The organism is Marinobacter sp. NFXS11 (assembly GCF_040148675.1).
Lineage (GTDB): Bacteria > Pseudomonadota > Gammaproteobacteria > Pseudomonadales > Oleiphilaceae > Marinobacter.
Genome location: NZ_JAGDDV010000001.1, coordinates 849712 through 871090 on the forward strand (window position 1 = coordinate 849712; position 21379 = coordinate 871090).

Below are 21379 nucleotides of genomic sequence, written 5' to 3' on the forward strand. Positions count from 1 at the left end.
CTCATGACAAGCCCTCGGGATAAAGCGGAGGCAGATCGGCATTTGCCCGCGTCTGTTTTCGCATCCGAATGGCCTCAAGAGTCCGAGCCAGGGGCCGCCCATCCCAGTTTTCGTTGCCATGGTCTGGCGCAAAAAACCGGGCCTGGAGCTTCCCGAGCTCTGTTGCCATGGTCTCGTCCTGAAAGTGGTGCACAACGTCAGACGCGGAACGGAAATGTTTGCCGGGTCTGTGGCGATTGGCCCATGCCACCAGCAGCTCCGGTGTCCGTGCTGAACCGCTTCTCACGGCCGTGATCAGGTGGTCGAAGGCGTCATCTTCATCGTCATTGTGCTGAGCAAAGTCGGGCGCGTTCTTACCGCTTTTGCGCGACCACCACCATGCCATCAAGGTTCCGGCCCAGAGTATCCCGAACGCCAGGGTGAGCCACTGCCACAGCCGGGAGTCCGGTGCTGTCCGATCAGTCGATGATTCCGGGCTGACCGTGTCCGGTTCAGGGGCCGGTTCTCCATTGACGGGTTGCGGCGGTTCGGCGGAGGCATTCGGGTCTGTCACCGTCAGGGTTTTCTCCGGAATGACGGCAACACGTTCCCGATCCGCTTCGGTATCCCACCAGTAAATGCGAGTGGCTGGCAACGTCATCTTTCCCGCCTCAACCGGTACCAGAGCCACGGATTGCTTCAGCGAAGAGGTCAGGCCTGCCGGCGTTGTTTCGGTCTGCCTCTCTGGCTCTTCCGGGTAACTTCTCAGTCCGTCCGGGACCGTATCGGGTAAGGGTGGCAGCGCCTCCCCGGGCAAGCCCGCCGCCGTCAGCCTGATCTCTCGGGTAATGTTTTCGCCGGTCGCGACTTCCAGTGACGGAGGAAGCCCGGACTCCTCAAGCGACAAGCCGGTTGCCGGCAGCCAGGTATCGCCACTGAACTGGGCCGGGACATCCTTGACCGGCACCTCAAAAAGCTCCTCACTGTCCCTCAGAAAACGGAGGCTGCCGGAGGCATCTCTGGCCTGTCCCTCGAAGTGCACGGGGGGCAGCTTCAAGGTTCCGGGCCGTTGGGGAAATATCGCGTAACGCCGCTCCACCACGCGGTATCGCACACCGTCGCGATAGCGCGAAAATTCCTGCTGCCTGCCCAGGGATTCGATAATCACATGGGGATGAGTGGGCTCAGACAGCTCGCCCCGAATCAGGTTGCCCCTGAAGAAAAGCCGCACTGTCAGGATCAACTGCTCCTGTACATAGACTTCATCCTTGTCGGCAGACAGCTCGATAAAACTGTCTCGTCCAGGCGCGGCCTGGTCCGGCGGCGAGCCGTCGACGACTTCCACGTTAACCGGCTCCGAAACAGCATCCTTGAAGGTGAGTGCAGGGATGGTCAGTTCGCCGGTGGTTTTCGGTGCCAGCTGGTAGGTCCAGGTGATTTCGCCCACCATCTGACTGTTTACGGTGCGGATACTGTACTGCTGGTTCTGAGCCAGGATTTCAAAATCGGGTTCCACTTTCTCGATATCAGGCTTGGGCAGGCTCGACATGTCGAAGTCGAACAGGTTGCCGAGATTGATGTCGATCTCCATGCTGCCTTTTACGGTCAGGGTAAGAACCTCACCCTCATAGAGACGGGTCCGGTCCGGCTCGACTGTCAGTTGTCGGGCCTGTGTATGGGTTTGTGCCTGGGCCGGCAGCCAGAGTGCCGTCAGAAGAAACAGACAGACGGCGGGTATCATCAGCCGTTTTACCATGGTGTATCGCCCTCATCGGATGGAGTCTGGCGTTGTTGATACTGCTGCAGAAATTTGCGCTGCAATAATCCGCCCGGATTGTCGGGGATCCGCCTGAGCCACTGCTCCTGGCTCTGGGTCAGCGGCGTTTCAGAGATAGGGGCTGGAGCCTGGGACTGGCCGGACCGGGTTTCCTGCTCCCCGGAAGCCTGCTCGGGATCTGCGTGCTCGCCCGCCCGCTGTTGATTCTGTTCAGCCGTCTGGCTGCCTTGCTGATTCTCCGTGTCCGAAGAAGACTCGCTGTTTTCCGGGTTTTGCTGCTGACTGTTCCCCGGACTGCCGGGATTCTCGCTGTCACTGTTTCCGTTCTGGTCCTGACGGTTTTGTTGCTGATTACTGCCGTCGCCCTGGGAGTCCCGGGAATCCTGTAGGTTGTTATCCTGGTTGCCGTTCTGGTTCTGCTGTTTCTGATTCAGAAGTTCCTCGACAATTTTCCGGTTGTGAAGGGCGTCTTCCATGTCGGGCGCTGCGTTCAGCGCCGCATCATAGGCAGCCAGGGCCTCTTCCAGTTTTCCGGCACGGGCCAGGGCATTGCCCCGGTTATAACTGGCCCGGGGGCCCTGCTTGCGGGAAAACGCTTCGGCGGCGTTCTCGAACTTGCCTGAACGGTAGAGCGCGGAGCCCCGCCATTCCGGGTCTTCAAGCTGGCGGGCGGCTGATTCCGGGTTGTCCTGAATCAAGGCGGGAGCTCGCTGATCTTCCCTCTGCCAGAGCTCTTCCCAGCTTATGGCGGCTGCCGGCTGCGGCCAGACCGGCAACAGGATCAAAGCAAGCGCACTGAGAGCCCCCCGGCGCCACCCCATCAAAACCAGCGGCAGCGCGAGCCAGAGCAACCAGTAGCCGTCATCCTGCCAGCGATTGACCGTCAGGCCGTCCTCGGAATCCTGCCAGTCGTCACTGTCCCGCGGGCTCAGGTCGAGCGCTTCAATGTCGGTATCGTCCAGGGTCAGCTCATGGCTCTGGCCGCCGGTGCTGCTGGCCAGTGCCGCCAGCGCTTCCGGGTCGGCGCGACTGATGACAATGTCGCCGTTCTCCCGTATGAAACCGCGGCGGGCCAGGGGAATGGGGCCACCGTTCTCGGTGCCGACGACCAGGGTATTCAGCGCGAATCCAGTGCCGGAAAGCGTGTCCCGGATAGTTCCTTCGTAGTCGTCGTTGATGCTGTCCGTGATTAACAGGATGCGACCTTCGCCCGGTGCGCCTTGTTCCAGCAATGCCTTTGCGCGGGCAACGGCGAGATCGGCCCGGTTGCCTGTCGCCGGCATGATCAACGGGTCCAGCACGTTGAGCATGCCCTCAATGGTGCGGCCATCATCGGTCAGCGGTGTCACCACGTGGGCATCGCCGGAAAAGACGAGCAGGCCGGTCAGGCTGCCTTCCCGAAGATCGAGAATATCCCGGATTTTCCGTTTGGCCCGGGTCAGGCGATCAGGCTCCACGTCCGTTGCCAGCATGGAAAGTGAAAGGTCCAGAGCGATCACGAGGCTGTCGCCGGGTTGTTTCAGCGGTGTCGGTGCCTCCCGCCAGGCCGGCCCGGCCAGGGCCAGGGACAGAATGATCAGGGCCAAAGAGGCCGGAACGAGTGGTGACTTGTTTGATTGGCCCGCGCTGCCGTTGTGACTAATCAGGGGCGAGAGCAGGCGGGCCGGAATAAGCCGGGACCACCCGCTGTCGCCCATGCGGAGTTGCCGGAATGCAAGATACATCAACGGTATCAGCAGGATTAACAGCAGCCAGAGCGGGCGCAGGAAATGGAAGTCAGCCCACATGCGTTTCCTCCTCCTTGCTCCGGCGGGTTTCAGCAACAAGTTCCCGCCCGTGGCGGACGAGGAACAACGCCAGCCACATAATGATCGCGAGCCCGGCAGGCCAGACATAGAGCTCGGTTACCGGCCGATAGAACTTGCCTTCAAGCTCGATCGGTTCCAGTCGATCAATGCTCTCGTAGATAAGCTCCAGCTCGGGCAGGCTGCGCGCCCGGAAATACTCACCGCCGGTCTGCTGGGCCATGCGGGTCAGCAGGTTTTCGTCCAGATCCCTGGATGGGTTGACCCGGCGCGAACCCAGCAGGCCACGCTGCACCATGGACTCGGCGCCAATACCAATGGTGTACAGGCGAATGCTGGCGGCCGCGGCGATTTCGGTAGCTTTGTCTGGGGTGATTTCGCCCGCAGTATTGGCGCCATCAGTCAGCAGGACCACAACGCGCTGGTCCTGGGGCCGGTTTCTCAGGCGTTTGGTTGCCAGGCCCACGGCGTCGCCAATGGCCGTGGCGCGCCCGGCCATGCCAAGGCCCGCCTCACGCATCAGGGTTCTGACCGTCTCCAGATCGAAGGTGAGCGGAGCCTGTACGTAGGGCTCGGTGCCGAACAGGATCAGACCGAGCCGGTCACCCTGGCGGCGGGAGATAAAGTCATCGAGCACGCGCTTGACCGCCTGCAATCGATTAATACTCCGGCCCTGAAGGACCATATCCTGCTCATCCATGCTGGGGGAGATGTCGACGACCAGCATGAGATCCCGGCCGGAAACGGGCATCTGGACCTGCTCGCCCACATGCTGCGGCCGTGCCAGAGCAACCACCAGAAGCGTCCACATCAGGAACAGCAACAGTTGCTGCCAGAGCGGTACGGCATTGCCACGCCGACTGACACCGGGCAGGTCCGACAGCCAGTGGCCAACGGGCAACACGGGCGCGTCGACCGATTGCGCTCCGGGCTTGCGCCATTTGAGAATCAGGGGCAAGAGCACCAGAACCAGTGCCCAGGGCCAGGCGAGATTCAGCATTTCTGACCTCCCAGCCACAATCGGGCGAACGCCAGGGCGTCGGCCGGCTTGGTTGAAACCTCAGGTCGCCAGGCACTGTGAACCAGCGCTTCGGCAACCGGTCTGGAGGCAACCCGGTCCTTCGGGGCGGTCTTTAACAGGAATTCCACCCAGGCATCGCCGGTCAGCACTTCCGGGTGCTGTTCCGGGTAGCGCTCGCGGGCGGCCTGCTTCAGCAGGGTGTTCAGTTGTGCGAACCACGCGGGGGTCGTGGCTGCTGATCGTTCCAGCCTGGCGAGTTCGGTCCGCGCGGAGCGGAACCACCGGTTTCTTTGTCTCCGCCGGAGAAACAGCCAGACCAGGGCAGCAAGCACAGCAATGAGCAAAATGGCCAGGACCCACCAACCTGGCGCAGGAGGCCAGAGGCCCCCGGTTTCAGGCAGGTGAATGTCCCGTAGCTGGCTGAGTGGATCCTGCGGGTTCATCCTATACGGCCTCCGGGCCCCAGCAGCAGTTTGAGGGTCGCTGCGGGGTCGTTCGCCGTGGACACTTCTGCCATAGTAACGCCGGAGGTACGGAAACACTCTGCCAGCCGGTGTTCATGGGTGGTGACTTTCTCGTGCCAGGCCCTCTGGAACCGGGGGTTTCCGGCATCGAACCACACCGGTCCGTCCGGGCCGGCCACCGCAAAGCGTCCGCTTTTCGGCAGCTCTTTTTCCAGTGGGTCCACGATCCTCAGGGCGCTGACGCCGTTATGGCGGGCGAGCGCGCCGAGCAGGGTGCCCGTCTCCTGCGAGATGTCCAGGAAATCGCTGATCACGAAAATCCGGCTGCCGGTATGGGCGACCCGCCGAGCTTCGGTAAGTGCCATGTCCAGCCGGCTCTGGTCGGACGGCTCGTTTTGTTCCGGCCCGCGATTATCCCTTCTTTGCAGTTCATCGAGAGTGTCCAGCAGCCGCAGCACTGATTTCTTCCGCCGCGCCGGGCGAAGAACGCTCAGGGTCTCGCCGTTGAAGACAATGCCACCTACCTGATCGCCTGACCAGAGTGCCAGCCAGGCCAGAATGGAGGCGATCTGTGCGCAACGAACCTGCTTGAAGGCGCCGGTACTGGCAAAAAACAGGCTGGGGCCGAGATCGCAAAGAAGAAGAACGGGCCGTTCCCGTTCCTCCTCATAAAGCTTGGTATGGGGCTCCTGGCGCCGCGCCGTTACCCGCCAGTCGATGCTGCGGATGTCGTCCCCGGGCTGGTACAGACGTACCTCGGCAAACGCCATGCCCCGGCCTCGTTGGGGCGAACGCTGCAAACCGGCCTGGCGCGTCCGCACGGGGCGGGCCGAGGGCAGCTTCAGCGCCCGGGCATCTGCCTGCAGGCGGATAAGGTCCGGTAGGCCAATGTGGGTTATTGCTTCGGTGTTGCCCATGCCTGACGGCTCCCGTGTATTGCTTCCGTCGATGGCTTCAGGCGCTCACCGGAACGCGTTCGATCAGCCGTTCGATAACCGTGTCAGCGGTCATGCCTTCGGCCTCTGCTTCGAACGTGAGGAGGATGCGGTGTCTCAGCACATCGAAGGCCATGGCTCGGACATCGTCGGGCGTTACGTAATCCCGGCCATCCAGCCAGGCCAGCGCCCGTGCGCAGCGGTCCAGGGCTATGGTGCCACGGGGGCTGGCGCCGAAGGCTGTCCAGCGGGCCAGTTCCGGATCCAGTGCCGCCGGGTCGCGGGTTGCCAGCACCAGGGCCAACAAATATTGCTCGACGGGTTCCGCCATGTAGATGTTCGCGACTTCGGCGCGGGCGTCAAACACCTGGTCTGGCGTCAGGCGGAGGTCCGTTTTCGGAAGGCCGTGACGATAATCGTTCCGGGCCAGTTGCAGAATGGCCTTCTCCGCTTCCGCCGACGGGTAGTGGATAACCACATGCATCAGGAAACGGTCCAGCTGGGCTTCGGGCAGCGGGTAGGTACCTTCCTGCTCGATGGGGTTCTGGGTGGCCATCACCAGGAACAGCCGGTCCAGCGGAAACGTGCGCATCCCGACGCTGATCTGGCGTTCGCCCATGGCCTCGAGAAGGGCAGACTGCACCTTGGCAGGCGCACGGTTGATTTCGTCCGCAAGCACCAGGTTGTGAAAGATGGGGCCTCGCTGGAATTCGAACTGCCCGGTTTCCGGGCGGTAGATTTCACTGCCCGTCACGTCGGAGGGCAGCAGGTCCGGCGTAAACTGGATTCTGTGGAAGTCGCCTTCCAGATGCTCGGCAAGCGCCTTGATCGCCGTGGTTTTTGCCAGGCCGGGGGCGCCTTCTACAAGCAGGTGGCCGTCGGCAAGGAGCGCGATCAGCAGACGATCCACCAGTTTTTCCTGCCCGATTATCCGTTTGGCTAACTGTTCCCGTAACTCACCGAACGTATGCTGTAGCGACATTGGAAATGACTGCTCTCTGTATCTGAGGATTTTCCGGAGAAACCCGTATCGTGCGTAGGTAGTTGCCGAAGTTTTGGCGTCTGGCCGGCAAAAATCAAGGGTTTGACTATGCTTATGTGACGATACGCCGATTACGTTTATTTCACACTAACTGAGGTCGACCATGAACGCGCTGACAGTGGCCAGCAAGGATCAATTCTTTGAACAGTTGGCTGACGCTTTCGCAAAGAAGATTTCCAAAACCGAAGCCAAGAAAATCAGCGAATTTGCCAAGCAGCATTATGCTCATATTCCCCTCGAAGAGCTGGTCAGTCGACGATTTGCGGATACCTACGGCGCCGTTCTGGCAGCCTGGCAGTTCCTGCAGAAGCGTTCAGCCGAAGAAACTCCGGTTGCTGTTTTCAACCCGGACCTGGAGAGTGACGGTTGGCAATCGACCCATACCGTTGTTTTTATCCTGCACCCGAACATTCCGTTTCTGATTGATTCCCTGCGCATTGCGATCAACCACCGGGAAATCGGTACCCATTCTATCCAGCACTCGATCCTGCAGGTGAACCGCGACCAGGGCGGCAAACTCGAGAAGCTGCATACGTCTAAAAAGAAAGCGTCCGGCTCGGACTACGAGGCGTTCATTGTCCTCGAGATTGATCGGCACAGTAATCCCGAGGATCTACGTGATCTGGAAGATACCCTGCAGAACGTGCTTCATGAGGTGCGGATCGCTGTCAGCGACTTCCCGGTAGTTACCGAGAAAGTGAACGAGATTCTTGGTGAGCTGGACAACACCACGGCGGGCATCAATGAGGAACAGAAAGAAGAGGCCAGGGCGTTTCTGGAATGGCTCGCCCGGGACCATTTTACGTTCCTCGGCTACGACGAGTACGACTTTGCCAAGGACAAGAGTGGCATGGTGGTGCGTCGGGTAGAGAATTCCGAACTGGGTATCCTCCGGGTCAATAACGAACGCCCGGATCGGGTTCGCCTGAACGAACTGCCTCAGCGCACGCGCCACGAGATGACCCGAAGCGACGATATTTTCATCTTCGCCAAATCGGCCCAGCGCTCCCGGGTGCACCGGCCCGCCTACCCGGACTACATCGCAGTCAAGAAATTCAACAGCAAAGGCGAGGTGGTCGGTGAGCGGCGGTTCCTGGGCCTTTACACCGCCCGCGTCTATAACGAGCGGCCAGACGAGATTCCCCTGCTGCGCCGTAAATTCCAGAGCGTGATGAAGCGGTCCGGGTTTCTGCGTGACGATTACGCCGGTAAAGAACTCGAGCAGATCCTTACGGTGTATCCCCGGGACGAGCTGTTCCAGATCGAGCAGGACGAACTGCTCAAGGTGGCGAAAAGCATTCTGTACATTCAGGAGCGGCGTCGCATCGAATTATTCCTGCGGGAAGACGTCTATGGCCAGTTCGTTACCTGTCTGGCGTTCTTTCCGAGGGACATCTACAACACGGAACTGCGGCTGAAAGTCGAACAGGTGCTGGTTGACCGGCTGGGTGCGGAAGACGTCGAGTTTGTCACCCACTTTTCGGAGTCGGTCCTTGCGCGGGTCCAGTTCACCATCCGGGTACCCCAGGTCGAGAACCGCCAACTGCCCACGGCGGAGATCCGCGAGAAGGTTATCGAACTTGCCCAGTCCTGGCGTGATGGGCTTTCCGAAGCCCTGAGCGAGGCCTGGGGTGAAGAGCAGGGCAATGAGCTCTATCGTTTGTGGGCGGGCGGTTTTCCGGCCAGCTACACCGATATGTTCTCGCCCAGGCGAGCGGCGATCGACCTGGAACATATCGCTTCATCGGCGAACAATCATGACCTTGCCATGAGCTTCTACCGGGCTCTGGAAGAAGATGAGAGCACGCTGCATTTCAAACTCTTCTACCCGGACGAACCGTTGCCGCTTTCCGATGTGATGCCGATTTTCGACAACCTCGGTTTTCGGGTTATCGGCGAGCACCCCTTCGAGGTCATCGACCGGCACAACAAAACGGTCTGGATTCACGACTTCACGCTCCAGGCTCACCAGGGGACCGTTGTCGATATTCATCGTATCCGTCCGATCTTTGAGGAGCTGTTCCGCCGGGTGTGGTACGGAGAAGCGGAAAACGACGCCTTCAACCGGATGCTGCTCTCTTCCTACATGAGCTGGCGGGAAATCGCGCTGCTGCGAACTTACGCCCGGTATATGCGCCAGATACGTTTTTCCAACAGTCAGACCTTTATCTCCAACACGCTGGTTAACCACGTTGAACTGACCCGCCTGCTGCTGGAATTCTTCGAGATACGTTTCAATCCGGAGCGTTATCAGAGCCCCGGGAAAAGCCAGGCGGCCCAGCAGAAACTGGAAATCGAATTCAATGCCGGTCTCGAAAATGTGGAGAACCTCAGTGAGGACAGGGTGCTTCGGCTCTACCTGGAATTGATCCAGGCAACTCTGCGTACCAACTACTACCAGCATGGCGAGTCCGGTGGCCCCAAGCCCTACATCAGCGTGAAGTTTGATCCATCCCGGATTCCGGACATGCCATTGCCCATGCCGATGTTCGAGATTTTCGTGTACTCGCCGCGCGTCGAAGGCGTACACCTGCGGGGTGGCAAGGTCGCCAGAGGCGGCTTGCGCTGGTCAGACCGGTTTGAGGATTACCGCACGGAGATTCTGGGGCTGGTCAAGGCCCAGCAGGTCAAGAATGCGGTTATCGTGCCGGTCGGCGCCAAAGGTGGCTTCGTGGCCAAGCGCCTGCCGGATCCGTCAGACCGGGAGGCTTTCCAGGCCGAGGGTATCGAAGCCTATAAAACCTTTATCCGGGGGTTGCTGGATATCACCGACAATCTGGTGGATGCCGGCATTGCGCCGCCGGAACGGGTGATTCGTCATGACGACGACGACCATTACCTGGTCGTCGCGGCTGACAAGGGCACGGCTACCTTCTCGGACATCGCCAATGGTCTGGCCGCGGAATACGGCTTCTGGATGGGCGATGCCTTCGCCTCTGGCGGCAGCAATGGGTACGACCACAAGAAAATGGGCATAACGGCCCGGGGTGCCTGGGTCTCCGTAGAGCGGCATTTCCGGGAAATGGGCATCAACCCTGCGCTGGATGAGTTCAGCGCCATCGGCATTGGTGATATGGGTGGTGATGTCTTCGGCAATGGTATGTTGTGCTCAGAGAAGACCAAACTGGTGGCTGCTTTCAACCACGTCCATATCTTTATTGACCCTTCGCCGGATCCGGAGAAGAGCTACAAGGAGCGTCTGCGTCTGTTCGGGCTTCCGCGATCCGCCTGGACTGATTACGACAGCAAGCTGATTTCCAAGGGGGGCGGGGTTTTCAGTCGGAATTCGAAATCTATCCCTGTCAGCCCGGAAATGAAGAAACTGCTGGGTATCAAATCGGATCGGGTGCCACCAAACATGCTGATCTCGCACATTCTCAAGGCTCAGGTCGACCTGCTCTGGGTCGGTGGTATTGGCACCTATGTGAAAGCCGCCAGTGAATCCCACAGTGATGTGGGCGACAAGGCCAACGACGGTCTGCGGATCAACGGTTCGGATCTTCGCTGCAAGGTGGTCGGTGAGGGCGGCAACCTTGGGCTTACCCAGCTCGGTCGCATTGAATTTGCGCTCAAGGGTGGGCGCATGAACACTGACTTTATCGACAACTCCGGCGGTGTGGATTGTTCTGACCATGAGGTCAACATGAAGATTCTGCTCAACCGGGCCGTTGCCATGGGTGATCTCACCAACAAGCAGCGCAACATCATGCTTGAGGAGATGACCGATGATGTCGCGGAGTTGGTGCTCAAGAACAATTACCGGCAGACCCAGGCCATCAGTATTGCCAGCGAGGATGCGGCGACCCGGCTGGAGGAATATCGCCGGCTGATGAATACCTTTGAGAGCGAGGGCAAGCTCAACCGTGCCCTGGAGTTTCTGCCCGATGACGAGACCCTGTCCGAGCGCAAGCTGGACAAGAAAGGGCTGACCCGGCCGGAACTGTCGGTTCTCATTTCCTATGTGAAGGGCGACCTGAAGCAGACCCTGATCGACAGCACCCTGCCTGACGATCCCCTGCTGGCTGGCGAAATGTACAAGGTGTTTCCCAGGGATCTGACCCAGAAATTCTCCAAGGAGCTGGGAGAGCATCAGCTGCGGCGTGAAATCATCGCGACACAGATTGCCAACGACATGGTCAACCACATGGGGATAACCTTTGTGGAGCGTTTGAACCAGTCTACGGGCGCCGATGCGGCCTCTATCGCTCTGGCCTGGATTATTGCCCGTGACGTGTTCCGCATTGATAACTGGTGGGACAGGATTGAAGCCCTGGATTTCCATGTTTCGGCCCAGCTACAGATGGAGCTGATGCAGGATCTTATGCGCCTGATGCGCCGTTCGGTGCGCTGGCTGCTACGCAACCGTCGGGCGGAGCTGAGCATTCAGCACCACATGGAACGCTTTGCCGACAGCGTCTGGGCGATTACAGCGGGGCTGCCCGAGTATCTTGGTGACCAGGCGAAAACCACCTGGGAGAAACGGCATCAGGCTCTGGTGGATGCCGGGCTGCCCTCAGAGCTGGCGTCCGTGGTTTCGGGTACCGGTCACTTGTACTCTTCTCTGGGTATCATCGAGGCCCACGAAGCCTCTGGCATGCCACTGAAGACCGTGGCCAATCTCTACTATGAGCTGGGTGACCGCCTTGATCTGAACTGGTTCGCGAGCGCCATTGCATCGCTGCAACCTGCCTCGCACTGGCAGGCCCTGGCGAGGGAGAGTTTCCGGGAAGACCTGGACTGGCAGCAGCGGGCGCTAACCACCGGTGTCTTGAAGCTGGCAGGAAAGCCGGACGACGTGCCGGCCTGCGTGGAGGCGTGGCTTTCCCGCCATCAGCACATGATCGATCGCTGGAAATCCATGCTTTCCGAGCTCAAGGGTGTGCGGGAGCCAGAGTACGCCATGTTCTCGGTGGCGCTGCGTGAGTTGCTGGATCTGGCCCAGAGTACCATGCATCAACCCCACGCGGAGGTGGAGTTGCAGACCAACTGAGTATTGCTTTGGGATGCGTATTCCCGTTCAATCGCCGGACGGGAATCATCAAACGGAGTGGGATAATGGGTCAGCTTGACCATCTTCTGGAAAAAAACCGGGCCTGGGCAGACGGTATCAAGGCCCAGGATCCGCAGTTTTTTACCCGCCTGTCGAATCAGCAGGCACCGGAATACCTGTGGATTGGTTGCGCAGACAGCCGCGTGCCCGCCAACCAGATCGTCGATCTTCTGCCGGGGGAACTTTTTGTTCACCGAAACGTGGCTAATGTGGTTGTCCACACGGATTTTAACTGTCTGTCGGTACTGCAGTTCGCCATCGATGTATTGAAGGTCAAACATGTCCTGGTGGTTGGCCACTATGGCTGTGGCGGCGTCAGGGCGGCATTGCTCAATGAAGGGTTCGGACTTATCAGCAACTGGCTTCGACACGTTCAGGATGTCCGTGACCGGCATCAGCAAGTACTCGATGCCCTGCCGGGCGTTCAGGATCGGGTCGACCGTCTGTGCGAACTCAACGTGGTTGAGCAGGTGGGGCATGTTTGCCAGAACAGCATTGTTCAGGAAGCCTGGCGGCGGGGTCAGCCCCTCACGGTTCATGGTTTTGTCTACGATGTCTCGGATGGGGTTCTGCGGGATATGGGGTTGTCGGTAGCCTGCGAGGAAGATCGTGAGCGGGTGCGGCAGAACAGCATCGATGAGCTGGTTCAGAGGCCGGTTCGCTCTGGGCGTCAGAAAATCATGCAGTGAAGAATGTAAAATCGCGTCAAAAATTCGTGAAGGGCGTCACTTCCTGACCCTCGGCGTCATCACAGTTGGTCACCTCCTGGTTTGCTAGAGTAGATCTTGCAGTAAGCGAGGAGTGTGACCATGAAAGAATTGATGCAAAAAGCCCTGACAGCTCTGAACCAGAGGAAAGACGCCACGGCCAGCACGGAATCACGGGGTCGTGGACGGAAATCGTCTGATGCCGGGCAGCCTGAGGACTGGGGTATGTCGCCGGAAGACGCCCTGAGGGTTGGAACGGTTGCCCGTTACAAGTGATTAAGAATTCCATGGTATTTGCCCTCTGAAAGCCCTCCGGTCTCCGTCTTTCAAGGGAGACGCGAGGGCTCATTCCGGTTAGCATATCCCGTCTTTGAACTACCCACTCGGGATAAGCCCATCAATGTCATTGCCCAATTCCCATGAAGTCCTGTTGCGAAACCGCCACCTTGTGCAGGGGAGGCTGGCCCTTTTGGGCGTATCCGCGGGTGAGCTGCTGACGGATTTGCCCGCTGGCGGTATGGCAATGAGTGAGCATGCCGGCGTGTGTGCCTCACTCAGCGGGCGCGACGGCTGGCAGATCTGTTTTGGCTACGACGATCCTGCTCTGGCTGCCGGTACCTTTGACACACTCGTGGTTTTTCTTCCCAAGGCCCGGGCGGAGCTTGACCTGCGTCTTGCCCTGGCACGCTGGCTGGCAGCACCCCGCGCTCGACTGGTGCTGGTAGGTGAGAAGAAAGAAGGCATTGCCGGGGCCGTGAAACAACTCAAGGCCGTGGCGCCGCAGGCTACCAAGACCGATAGCGCCCGGCATTGCCAGGTCTGGTGTGCGGAGAATATCGAACCTCTTCCAGAATTCTCGCTCCGGGAGTGGATGACCTGGACCGGGATTGACTGCCAGTCGGTTCATCTGGACGTTGCCGGATTGCCGGGTATTTTCAGTCTTGGTGAGCTGGACGACGGTACCAGCTTACTGATGGAAACGCTGGACGGGGCGCCTCTGCGGTCTGGCCCGGTTCTGGATTTTGCCTGTGGTGCGGGTGTCCTCGGTGCCTGGCTCCATCGCTGGCAAGAGCGGCAGGGCCTTCCCGGGTTAACGATTGACGGGATTGATGTTCAGTCCCAGGCCGTTATTTGTGCACGGGCCACTTACGAGCGCAACGGGGTTTCCGGGCGGATCATGGCCTCGGACGGCCTTCCGGGCGTCGAGGGTTCATGGCCGGTTATTCTCAGTAATCCACCCTTTCACTCCGGTGTCAGAACAGACCTGTCGATGACCGAGCGTTTTCTTCGGGAAGTGGTGCGCCATCTGGCGCCGGGTGGTGAGGTGCGCCTGGTGGCGAACAGTTTTCTGCCCTACGAGCCATTGATGAAGCGCTGTATCGGCCCGGTTGAACGATTGCGGGAGAATCAGCGTTTTACCGTTTATCGCGCTTTTTGGCGTTCCTGAACGAAAAAAGCCCCTGGGGTGAGGGGCAAGAGGTTCGCGTCCAGAACAACGGAGCCAACCGGAAAAAGGGATGTTCAGCGTGAACACCTTCCACGTTAGGGTTAATTTCTAGAATAAACAGCCTAGAATGGCGCTTTTGTGACAAAAGGCCCCCAGCATGCCCGAAATGACAACCGCCGAACTCGATTTCTCCGGAGGCTCACTGATTCTTGCCCGGCCGGGCACTGATGATCCGACGCTGAGGGCATGGGATGCGGCTGACGAGCTTCTGCTGGAAGAAGCCATTGGCGCGGCGGCAGCCCTGAATGAGCCCCGGGTTCTGGTGGTGGATGATCAGTTCGGGGCCCTGTCACTGGGGCTGTCAGCGGTTTCGCCGACCGTGGTGGCCGACAGTGCTGTGTTGCCCGTAGCCCTGGCAAGCAATGCCTGTTTGAACCCGGAAGTCACTCCACCTGAGTCTGTTTTCAGCTGGATTAATGCGTCCGAGGGCCCGTTTGACCTTGTGGTATTGAGAATACCCCGCCAGGCCGATTATCTGGCCTGGTTGCTGCGCTGGCTCAACCGCGTGATGGCGGACTCGGGCGTTTTGCTGGCAGGCGGCATGATCAAGCATCTACCGGCAAGAAGCGTTGATGTGTTCGCCGAAGCTGTGCAGACAGAGCAGGTGCTGCCGGCGCGAAAAAAAGCGCGGGTGATTCGTTGTACCAGGGGCACTGCGAATCTGGCGGATTGGTCAGTGACCTGGAAAGGCTACCCATTGGGCGACCGAGAAGGTGATGTGGAAATAGCGGCATTGCCGGCGGTGTTTGCCCGTGAAAAGCTGGATATCGGCACCCGCCTGATGTTGCCACATGTAGCCAACGAGGTGTCGACGGCCAGAGCTGGCGATTCGGTGCTTGATCTGGCCTGCGGCAACGGCGTACTGGGCCTGGCGGCGCTGTCGGAGCGACGGGATCTGCAGTTGGTTTTCAGCGATGTTTCAAGCCAGGCCGTGCTCAGTGCCCGTCGTAACGTTGAAAAAGCGTTTCCGGATGCCAGAGCCGCTTTCTCCCATCGCGACGGTATTGAGTCCGATCTGGGAGCCTTTGATCTGATCCTACTGAACCCGCCGTTCCACGAGGGTGGTGTGGTCGGTGATCACATCGCACTTCGGTTATTCGAGCAGGCGTCGCAACACCTGAGGCCGGGCGGTCGCCTGCTCCTGGTAGGAAATCGCCACCTTGGCTATCACCGAAGCCTGCGCCGGTACTTTTCATCAGTTCAGCAGCTGGACGCCAGCCCCAAGTTCGTAGTGTTTCGGGCTGGCAACCGCTGAATAACCTGTCAGATTACAATGTTGGCGCCGGGCGGTCATACCCGAGCCGGGCCAGGGTATCCACGATGGTCTGGGTCTGGCTGTCTATTTCAATATTCACCCGCTGGCCCTCTTCACAGGACCCAAAGGTTGTGGCCCGCAGGGTCTCCGGGATCAGGTGGATGTTGAACCGGTTGCCCCTTACCTCGCCAATAGTCAGGCTGGCACCATTGATGGCGATGTAGCCTTTGGGGAAGATGTAGCGGGCCCATTCCTCGGGCACCTCAAACCATAGCGTGACGTTGTTTTCCGTACGCCGTATTTCGACAATGTTGGCCGCCGTATGTATATGGCCAGAAAGCAGGTGGCCACCAATTTCATCCCCAATCCGGGCGGCGCGCTCGAAATTCACCTGGTCCCCGGTAGTCAGCTCACCCAGCGTGGTAAGTCTCAGGGTTTCCTGCATGGCATCGAAATAAAGCACGCTGTCTTCCTGGCGTGTGACGGTCAGGCAGGTCCCGTTGATTGCCACCGAGGCGCCGATGGAAACGCCGTCTGCCTTTTCTTCGGGGAGGCGAATGGCAAAAGTGCTGAGCCCGGGCTCTGCAGTGACGTCTTCAATGGTTGCAATGCCCTGGACAATGCCTGTGAACATAAGCCTGACCTCATTCAATGTGGTATGGGGCGCCTTTCCGGCAGGTGCGCCAAGGATAGCGAGCGGGCTGACTGATGCCAAGGCCCGACTGATGTCGGTATACCGGGGTAAACATTCAAGTATCCTGCATCATGGTCGATACCCTTCATAACCCCTGAATGCGGACAATCTGCCATGGCTGAAAATCAGAGTAAGGCTGCCACCCGGGCAAACAGTCCGGCGCAGGCTCCCGTGCTGCGCCCTGGTCGGGCGGCTGATCCTGTGCCCGCACCCGTGGAGGCGGGAAGCCAGCCTTCTGCGCCGGCTGCAGGTGCGGACGCCGCAAAAGGCGCGGAAACGCTGCCCGTTGATCAGGCGCCGGATACCGCAGCCGGGTCCGAAGAAGCCTCGGGCGATGATCAGCATCGGGACGCTGGTAGCAGCAAGCCCGAGAGGATTCTGGCGGAATCCCGGCAACGCAAACTCCGTCTGATGCTTCGTCAATGCGACCGGGTGCTGCTGATGGACTTTGAGCTGCTGGCGATGAACGGTTGGCCGGACAACTTTACGATGGCCGAGGCGCGTCGGGGCCGGGACCTCTGGTTATTCAGTGCCTTGATTGCGGCAGCCATCTTTCTGAGTGGGCTGACCGGGTTTGTGCCAGCCTGGATTGCAGGCGGCGGCTTCGGTGCGTTTGTGATCATCCTGCTGCTCGGGATTCCGGCGGTGCGCCGAATCTATACAACAAAACCTTCCTATCTTGATCTGCTTATGACCCGGCAGCGGATGCTCCGTGAGGCAAGGCAGCACGTTGCCCACCTGGAGGGATCTGATGGCCTTATCTGGCAATGTGCCCGGATGTCGGATTTTAACCCTGCGCTGAAGAACACGCGTTTTGGCCACCTGTTGCGACTGTCGGAGAACCGGGTTCTGGCACGCCAGTTGACTCGCCGGGAGCACGTGCGCCTTTACCTGATTTACCTGCTGGAGGCAGAGAAGGCGTACAGCCGCGTTCAGAAAGCCTTTTTCGAGGGTAATCAGGAAGCGATTGATCAGGGGTGGGAAGAAGTCGCCGCAGAGCCTGAGCCGAGAACTTGACACAGATGCGCTTCAAACGTATGTTTCAAACAGACGTTTGCTAGAGGCATTGATAACAAAATGGCGCAGTCTGATACCGTTGACCGGATTCTCGATGCAGCCGAAGAGCTGTTCGCCGACCGGGGTTTTTCGGAAACCTCGCTCCGAATGATTACCAGTAAGGCTAAAGTAAATCTGGCCGCTGTCAATTACCACTTTGGTTCAAAGAACGCACTGATTCATGCGGTATTCGCGCGCTTTCTGACACCGTTTTCCGCCACACTGGAAAACGCGTTCGATGAGCTGGAAGAGCGGTGCAGCGGCAAGCCTCCAACCCTGAATCAGACGCTCTGGGCGCTAACGGAGAGCGCGGTGCGTATGCCCCAGCGTAACGAAAAGGGTATCTCGATCTTCATGCGCCTGCTTGGGCTTGCCTATACCCAGTCACAGGGCCATCTGCGCAAGTTCCTTGAGCAAGAGTACAGCGAGCCCTTCAGCCGGTTCATGCGCCTGCTCAAGGAAGCGACGCCTCAGCTTTCCTCGGTGGATCGCTACTGGCGTATCCAGTTCATGCTGGGGGCAACGGCGTTCACCATGTCCAGCAGCGATGCGCTTCGCGATATTCTTCAGAACAAGCTGGGCGTGGAAACCACCGTCCAGGAAATTGCTGCCCGCCTGGTGCCTTTCCTGGCAGCCGGCATGCAGGCCGAAGATGCCATGCTGATCCCGCCAGCTGGCAGCAAGGTCTCGGTTGCCTGAATTCCTCTCTCTCGGTTAGGCTTCCCTCTGAACCTCCAAGGGAGCCTGGCCGGTTTTGACGCACCCCGCATCTGTTCGAATCGATATTGACCTGACCCTCCAGCGCCTGCAGCTGAAAAGCGAAGGCGGAGAGATTGTTGCCACCTATCCGGTTTCCACCGGCCTGAACGGGCCGGGAGAGAGCGATGGCAGTGGCTGCACTCCGCGTGGTGAGCACTATGTCCGGGCCAGTATTGGCGCCGGTCTTCCTGTTGGGACGGTATTCCGTGCCCGACGCCCCACCGGCGAAATCTACAGCGTGGATCTCGCCCGGCTTCATCCCGATCGCGACTGGATACTGAGCCGGATTATCTGGTTATGCGGTCGTGAGTGGGGCAAAAACAGGGGGCCGGGTGTCGATACTTTCCGCCGCTTCATATACATTCACGGCACACCGGACAGCGAGCCCATGGGCGTGCCGTTGTCCCATGGCTGCGTACGGATGCGCAACTCAGACATTATTGATCTGTTTGATCGCGTCAGGCCGGGAACGGCCGTTTCCATTCGATAAAACTGTTTAGACCAGAGGAATCCGATGATCGGGGATGTTATGGCCATGGTGAATGGCTGGATCGAGAATTTCGGGCTGCTGTCTGAAGCCTGGCGTGTCGGAATTGTTGTCTTTGCGCTGGTTTTCGGAACGGCCACAGTGGCTTATACCGCTGGCCACATCATCGGGGCTCTTGAGCGCAAATTCAGCCAGACCAAAAACCTGTTCGACGATGCCTTGCTGCATGCGGCTCGCAAGCCGGTGGTCGCGTTTGTCTGGCTGCAGGGGGTCTATTGGGCTGCCGAAGTGGCTCACAAATACTCGGAAGCGGAGATCTTCAAGGCCAATGAGTCGGTGCTGCAGATCGGTTTCATCTTCGTACTGGTCTGGGCGGTTCTGCGGTTGATCAAAGAAGCGGAGGGGATTCTCGTATCTCCTCTGAAAATGAAACAGCCCATGGACTACACCACCGTCAACGCAGTGAGCAAACTGTCCAGGGCCGTTGTCCTCATTACTGCCGTGCTGATTGCAATGCAGTCCATGGGCTACAGCATTTCGGGGGTACTGGCCTTCGGCGGCGTGGGCGGTATTGCGGTCGGTTTTGCCGCCAAGGACCTGCTGGCGAACTTTTTCGGCGGTTTTATCATCCACTTGGATCGACCCTTCAAGGTCGGGGACTGGGTGCGCTCGCCCGATCGGAACATTGAGGGTACGGTTGAGCATATCGGCTGGCGTCTGACGACCATCCGCACCTTCGACAAGCGTCCTCTTTACGTGCCGAATGCCGCGTTTACTACCATTGCGGTTGAGAACCCCTCGCGCATGAGCAATCGTCGGATCTACGAGACTATTGGTATCCGCTATGCCGATGTCGGGCAGATGGCAACGATCGTGGACGATATCAGAGCCATGCTCCAGCAGCATGAGGAGATCGAGAGCGATGAGACCCTGATTGTGAATTTCCTGGCCTTCAATGCCTCGTCACTGGACATCATGGTGTATTGCTTTACCAAGACAACCCAGTGGGTTCCTTTCCACGAGGTGAAACAGGATGTGTTGCTGAAGATCAGCGATATTATTGAAGGCTACGGAGCCGAGGTCGCCTTCCCGACCCGGACTCTGCACTTGCCCGAGGGGGTTCGGCTGTCCGGATCGCAATCCGACGATTCGGCAGAAAAGCGTGGGGAAGCCTCCTCCGGGAAAAGTGCGCAGAAATCGCAGAATCGCCAGACCACCGGAGATGTAGAAGATTCAGGAGAGTCAGAATGACGTCACCGGAGAAAATGCACCCTGTCGGGATTATCGGGGGTACAGGCCTGACCACATTGTCTGGCCTGGAAATCACCGGCGAGAATAAAGCCGGAACGCCCTGGGGCATGCCTTCCGCGCCATTGGTAGAGGGGCGCTTGGGTGATCAGCCGGTGATGTTCCTGTCGCGCCATGGTAACCCACACCGTATTCCACCCCATCAGGTGAATTACCGGGCGAACCTCAAGGCCCTTTACGATGCCGGTGTGCGAACGGTCGTTGGCGTCAATGCCGTGGGCGGTATTCATGCAGATATGGGACCTGCCCATGTGGTTATTCCCGACCAGATTATTGACTACACATGGGGGCGCGCCAGCACCTTTTTCGAAGGCAGTCTGGACTCAGTGACCCACATTGATTTCACCTGGCCCTACGATGAGAGCGCGCGGCAGATCCTGATTGATGCCGCCGGCGCAGAAAACGTGCCGTTTTCCGGTTTCGGAGTGTACGGCGCAACCCAGGGCCCGAGGCTGGAAACCGCGGCTGAAATCATCCGGATGGAGCGGGACGGCTGCAACCTGGTGGGAATGACTGGTATGCCGGAAGCTGCGCTGGCGGCGGAACTGGGAATGCGTTATGTCTGTCTCGGTTTGGTGGTGAACTGGGCGGCCGGAAAGTCCGACCACATCATCACCATGGAAGAAATCGAGGCAGCCATCGAGCAGGGAATGTCCGGGGTCAAACGGATCCTCGAAGTCTCGATGGCTGGCCTTGGGGTGCTTACTCCGCTGCCTCAATCTTCTTGAAAAACACCAGCACGCCGATCGTGGGGGAATCGAGAAAGTGGATTTCCTCACTGCGCATCCGGCGGGTTTCCCGAATCCAGGTCAACAATTCCAAGGGCGCAGGTTCAGCCAGAACAGGTAGTTGCTGACCGGCTGCTTCTCCGGTTGCTGCTGACATTGGGGCGGAGTCACTCGCTCCGGATGCGTCCGGGGCGGGGGGGGTTTCTTCAGAGAGCTCGGTCGCAGCCTCTAAAGGCAGCTCCGATGACTCTTCCGCCAACTGCCAGTGGTTGAGATGCACATTGACGTGCAAATAGCGTTGCCGGTCGATGGTGATGTGTCCCTCAACGTCCCGGGTGCGAGCCTCGTTCAGCCAGTCACCTGCTTCAAGCCGCAAGGGTGTCCCCTCGTAATCTGGTGGAAACGCCTCGTACCAACCGGCAGCCACAAGCACACGGTAACGGCCACTGCGTTCGAGTCTGGCCGCGGCACTGGCAAGGTGGAGATCCTTTTGGGGCGCCAATTCCAGTGTGGTTTCCGTGGTGCCATCTTCCAGCGATGACCAGAGAACCTCTTCGGTCTCAATGGGCGGCTCTACCGAGCGATCAGACATCCGTTCGTTCACAGCTTCCGGCTCTACAATCCGCTCAAGAATGACAAACTCCGCCCGATAATAGTCATCAGGAACCGGTGTGCCGGGCTCAAGGGGCAAGGTTGCCCTGTCAGGCTGCTGTGCGGCGCCTGTTATAGAAAAGCTCAGAAGCAGAGCTGCCAGGATGGCCCGGGTCGGGTATCGGCACCAGCGAATTCCATCAATTTGCAAGGG

18 protein-coding genes are annotated in these 21379 nt (G+C 59.1%); 10 read left to right on the plus strand and 8 right to left on the minus strand.

Going from position 1 to position 21379, the window contains the following annotated elements:
* Position 1: 1 nt before the first annotated feature.
* The 6 genes from J3362_RS04045 to J3362_RS04070 are packed head-to-tail and all read right to left on the minus strand — an operon-like array spanning position 2 to position 6963.
* Complete coding sequence (locus tag J3362_RS04045) at positions 2-1735, minus strand: BatD family protein (protein ID WP_349518233.1); 1734 nt, start codon at positions 1733-1735, stop codon at positions 2-4.
* Positions 1729-3543: a vWA domain-containing protein gene (locus J3362_RS04050; protein ID WP_349518234.1), complete on the minus strand. Its 1815-nt coding sequence runs from the start codon at positions 3541-3543 to the stop codon at positions 1729-1731. The genes J3362_RS04045 and J3362_RS04050 overlap by 7 nt, the downstream gene beginning before the upstream one ends.
* Positions 3533-4561: a vWA domain-containing protein gene (locus J3362_RS04055; protein ID WP_349518235.1), complete on the minus strand. Its 1029-nt coding sequence runs from the start codon at positions 4559-4561 to the stop codon at positions 3533-3535. The genes J3362_RS04050 and J3362_RS04055 overlap by 11 nt, the downstream gene beginning before the upstream one ends.
* Positions 4555-5025, minus strand: coding sequence for a DUF4381 domain-containing protein (locus tag J3362_RS04060; RefSeq protein WP_349518236.1), 471 nt, complete (start codon positions 5023-5025; stop codon positions 4555-4557). The genes J3362_RS04055 and J3362_RS04060 overlap by 7 nt, the downstream gene beginning before the upstream one ends.
* A complete protein-coding gene (locus tag J3362_RS04065; protein ID WP_349518237.1) occupies positions 5022-5963 on the minus strand; it encodes a DUF58 domain-containing protein in 942 nt (313 codons plus the stop codon). The genes J3362_RS04060 and J3362_RS04065 overlap by 4 nt, the downstream gene beginning before the upstream one ends.
* Positions 5964-6000: 37 nt before the next feature.
* Positions 6001-6963 (minus strand): AAA family ATPase, encoded by a 963-nt coding sequence (locus tag J3362_RS04070; protein WP_349518238.1) that lies wholly within the window; start codon positions 6961-6963, stop codon positions 6001-6003.
* Positions 6964-7126: 163 nt separating this feature from the next.
* On the opposite strand from J3362_RS04070, the gene J3362_RS04075 reads away from it, so the two are divergent.
* The 5 genes from J3362_RS04075 (at position 7127) to J3362_RS04095 (ending at position 15542) form a co-directional block, all read left to right on the plus strand.
* On the plus strand, positions 7127-12013 hold the full coding sequence (locus J3362_RS04075) for an NAD-glutamate dehydrogenase (RefSeq protein WP_349518239.1): 4887 nt from the start codon (positions 7127-7129) through the stop codon (positions 12011-12013).
* Between the two features lie 65 nt (positions 12014-12078).
* Positions 12079-12762, plus strand: coding sequence for a carbonate dehydratase (can, locus tag J3362_RS04080; RefSeq protein WP_349518240.1), 684 nt, complete (start codon positions 12079-12081; stop codon positions 12760-12762).
* 120 nt (positions 12763-12882) lie between these two features.
* Complete coding sequence (locus J3362_RS04085) at positions 12883-13056, plus strand: hypothetical protein (RefSeq protein WP_349518241.1); 174 nt, start codon at positions 12883-12885, stop codon at positions 13054-13056.
* Positions 13057-13180: 124 nt separating this feature from the next.
* The gene (locus J3362_RS04090) at positions 13181-14227 is read left to right on the plus strand and encodes a methyltransferase (protein WP_349518242.1); all 1047 of its coding nucleotides are present in this window, start codon (positions 13181-13183) and stop codon (positions 14225-14227) included.
* Positions 14228-14393: 166 nt separating this feature from the next.
* Positions 14394-15542 (plus strand): class I SAM-dependent methyltransferase, encoded by a 1149-nt coding sequence (locus J3362_RS04095; RefSeq protein WP_349519245.1) that lies wholly within the window; start codon positions 14394-14396, stop codon positions 15540-15542.
* A gap of 13 nt (positions 15543-15555) precedes the next feature.
* Here J3362_RS04095 and J3362_RS04100 read toward each other — a convergent pair whose 3' ends face one another.
* Positions 15556-16176, minus strand: a complete 621-nt coding sequence (locus J3362_RS04100) for a riboflavin synthase subunit alpha (RefSeq protein ID WP_349518243.1) — start codon at positions 16174-16176, stop codon at positions 15556-15558.
* 174 nt (positions 16177-16350) lie between these two features.
* On the opposite strand from J3362_RS04100, the gene J3362_RS04105 reads away from it, so the two are divergent.
* The 5 genes from J3362_RS04105 to J3362_RS04125 are packed head-to-tail and all read left to right on the plus strand — an operon-like array spanning position 16351 to position 20574.
* A complete protein-coding gene (locus J3362_RS04105) occupies positions 16351-17253 on the plus strand; it encodes a hypothetical protein (RefSeq protein ID WP_349518244.1) in 903 nt (300 codons plus the stop codon).
* Between the two features lie 60 nt (positions 17254-17313).
* Entirely contained in the window at positions 17314-17991 is a 678-nt protein-coding gene (locus J3362_RS04110) for a TetR/AcrR family transcriptional regulator (protein ID WP_008173132.1), read from the plus strand.
* A 55-nt stretch (positions 17992-18046) separates the two neighbouring features.
* Positions 18047-18541 (plus strand): L,D-transpeptidase family protein, encoded by a 495-nt coding sequence (locus J3362_RS04115; RefSeq protein WP_349518245.1) that lies wholly within the window; start codon positions 18047-18049, stop codon positions 18539-18541.
* 24 nt (positions 18542-18565) lie between these two features.
* Positions 18566-19789 carry a mechanosensitive ion channel family protein gene (locus J3362_RS04120; RefSeq protein ID WP_349518246.1) on the plus strand — a complete coding sequence of 408 codons (1224 nt, stop codon included), beginning with the start codon at positions 18566-18568 and terminating at the stop codon, positions 19787-19789.
* On the plus strand, positions 19786-20574 hold the full coding sequence (locus J3362_RS04125) for an S-methyl-5'-thioinosine phosphorylase (RefSeq protein ID WP_349518247.1): 789 nt from the start codon (positions 19786-19788) through the stop codon (positions 20572-20574). Before J3362_RS04120 ends, J3362_RS04125 begins: the two co-directional genes overlap by 4 nt.
* Here J3362_RS04125 and J3362_RS04130 read toward each other — a convergent pair.
* Complete coding sequence (locus J3362_RS04130) at positions 20549-21376, minus strand: CsiV family protein (RefSeq protein ID WP_349518248.1); 828 nt, start codon at positions 21374-21376, stop codon at positions 20549-20551. The genes J3362_RS04125 and J3362_RS04130 overlap by 26 nt on opposite strands.
* Positions 21377-21379 lie beyond the last annotated feature (3 nt).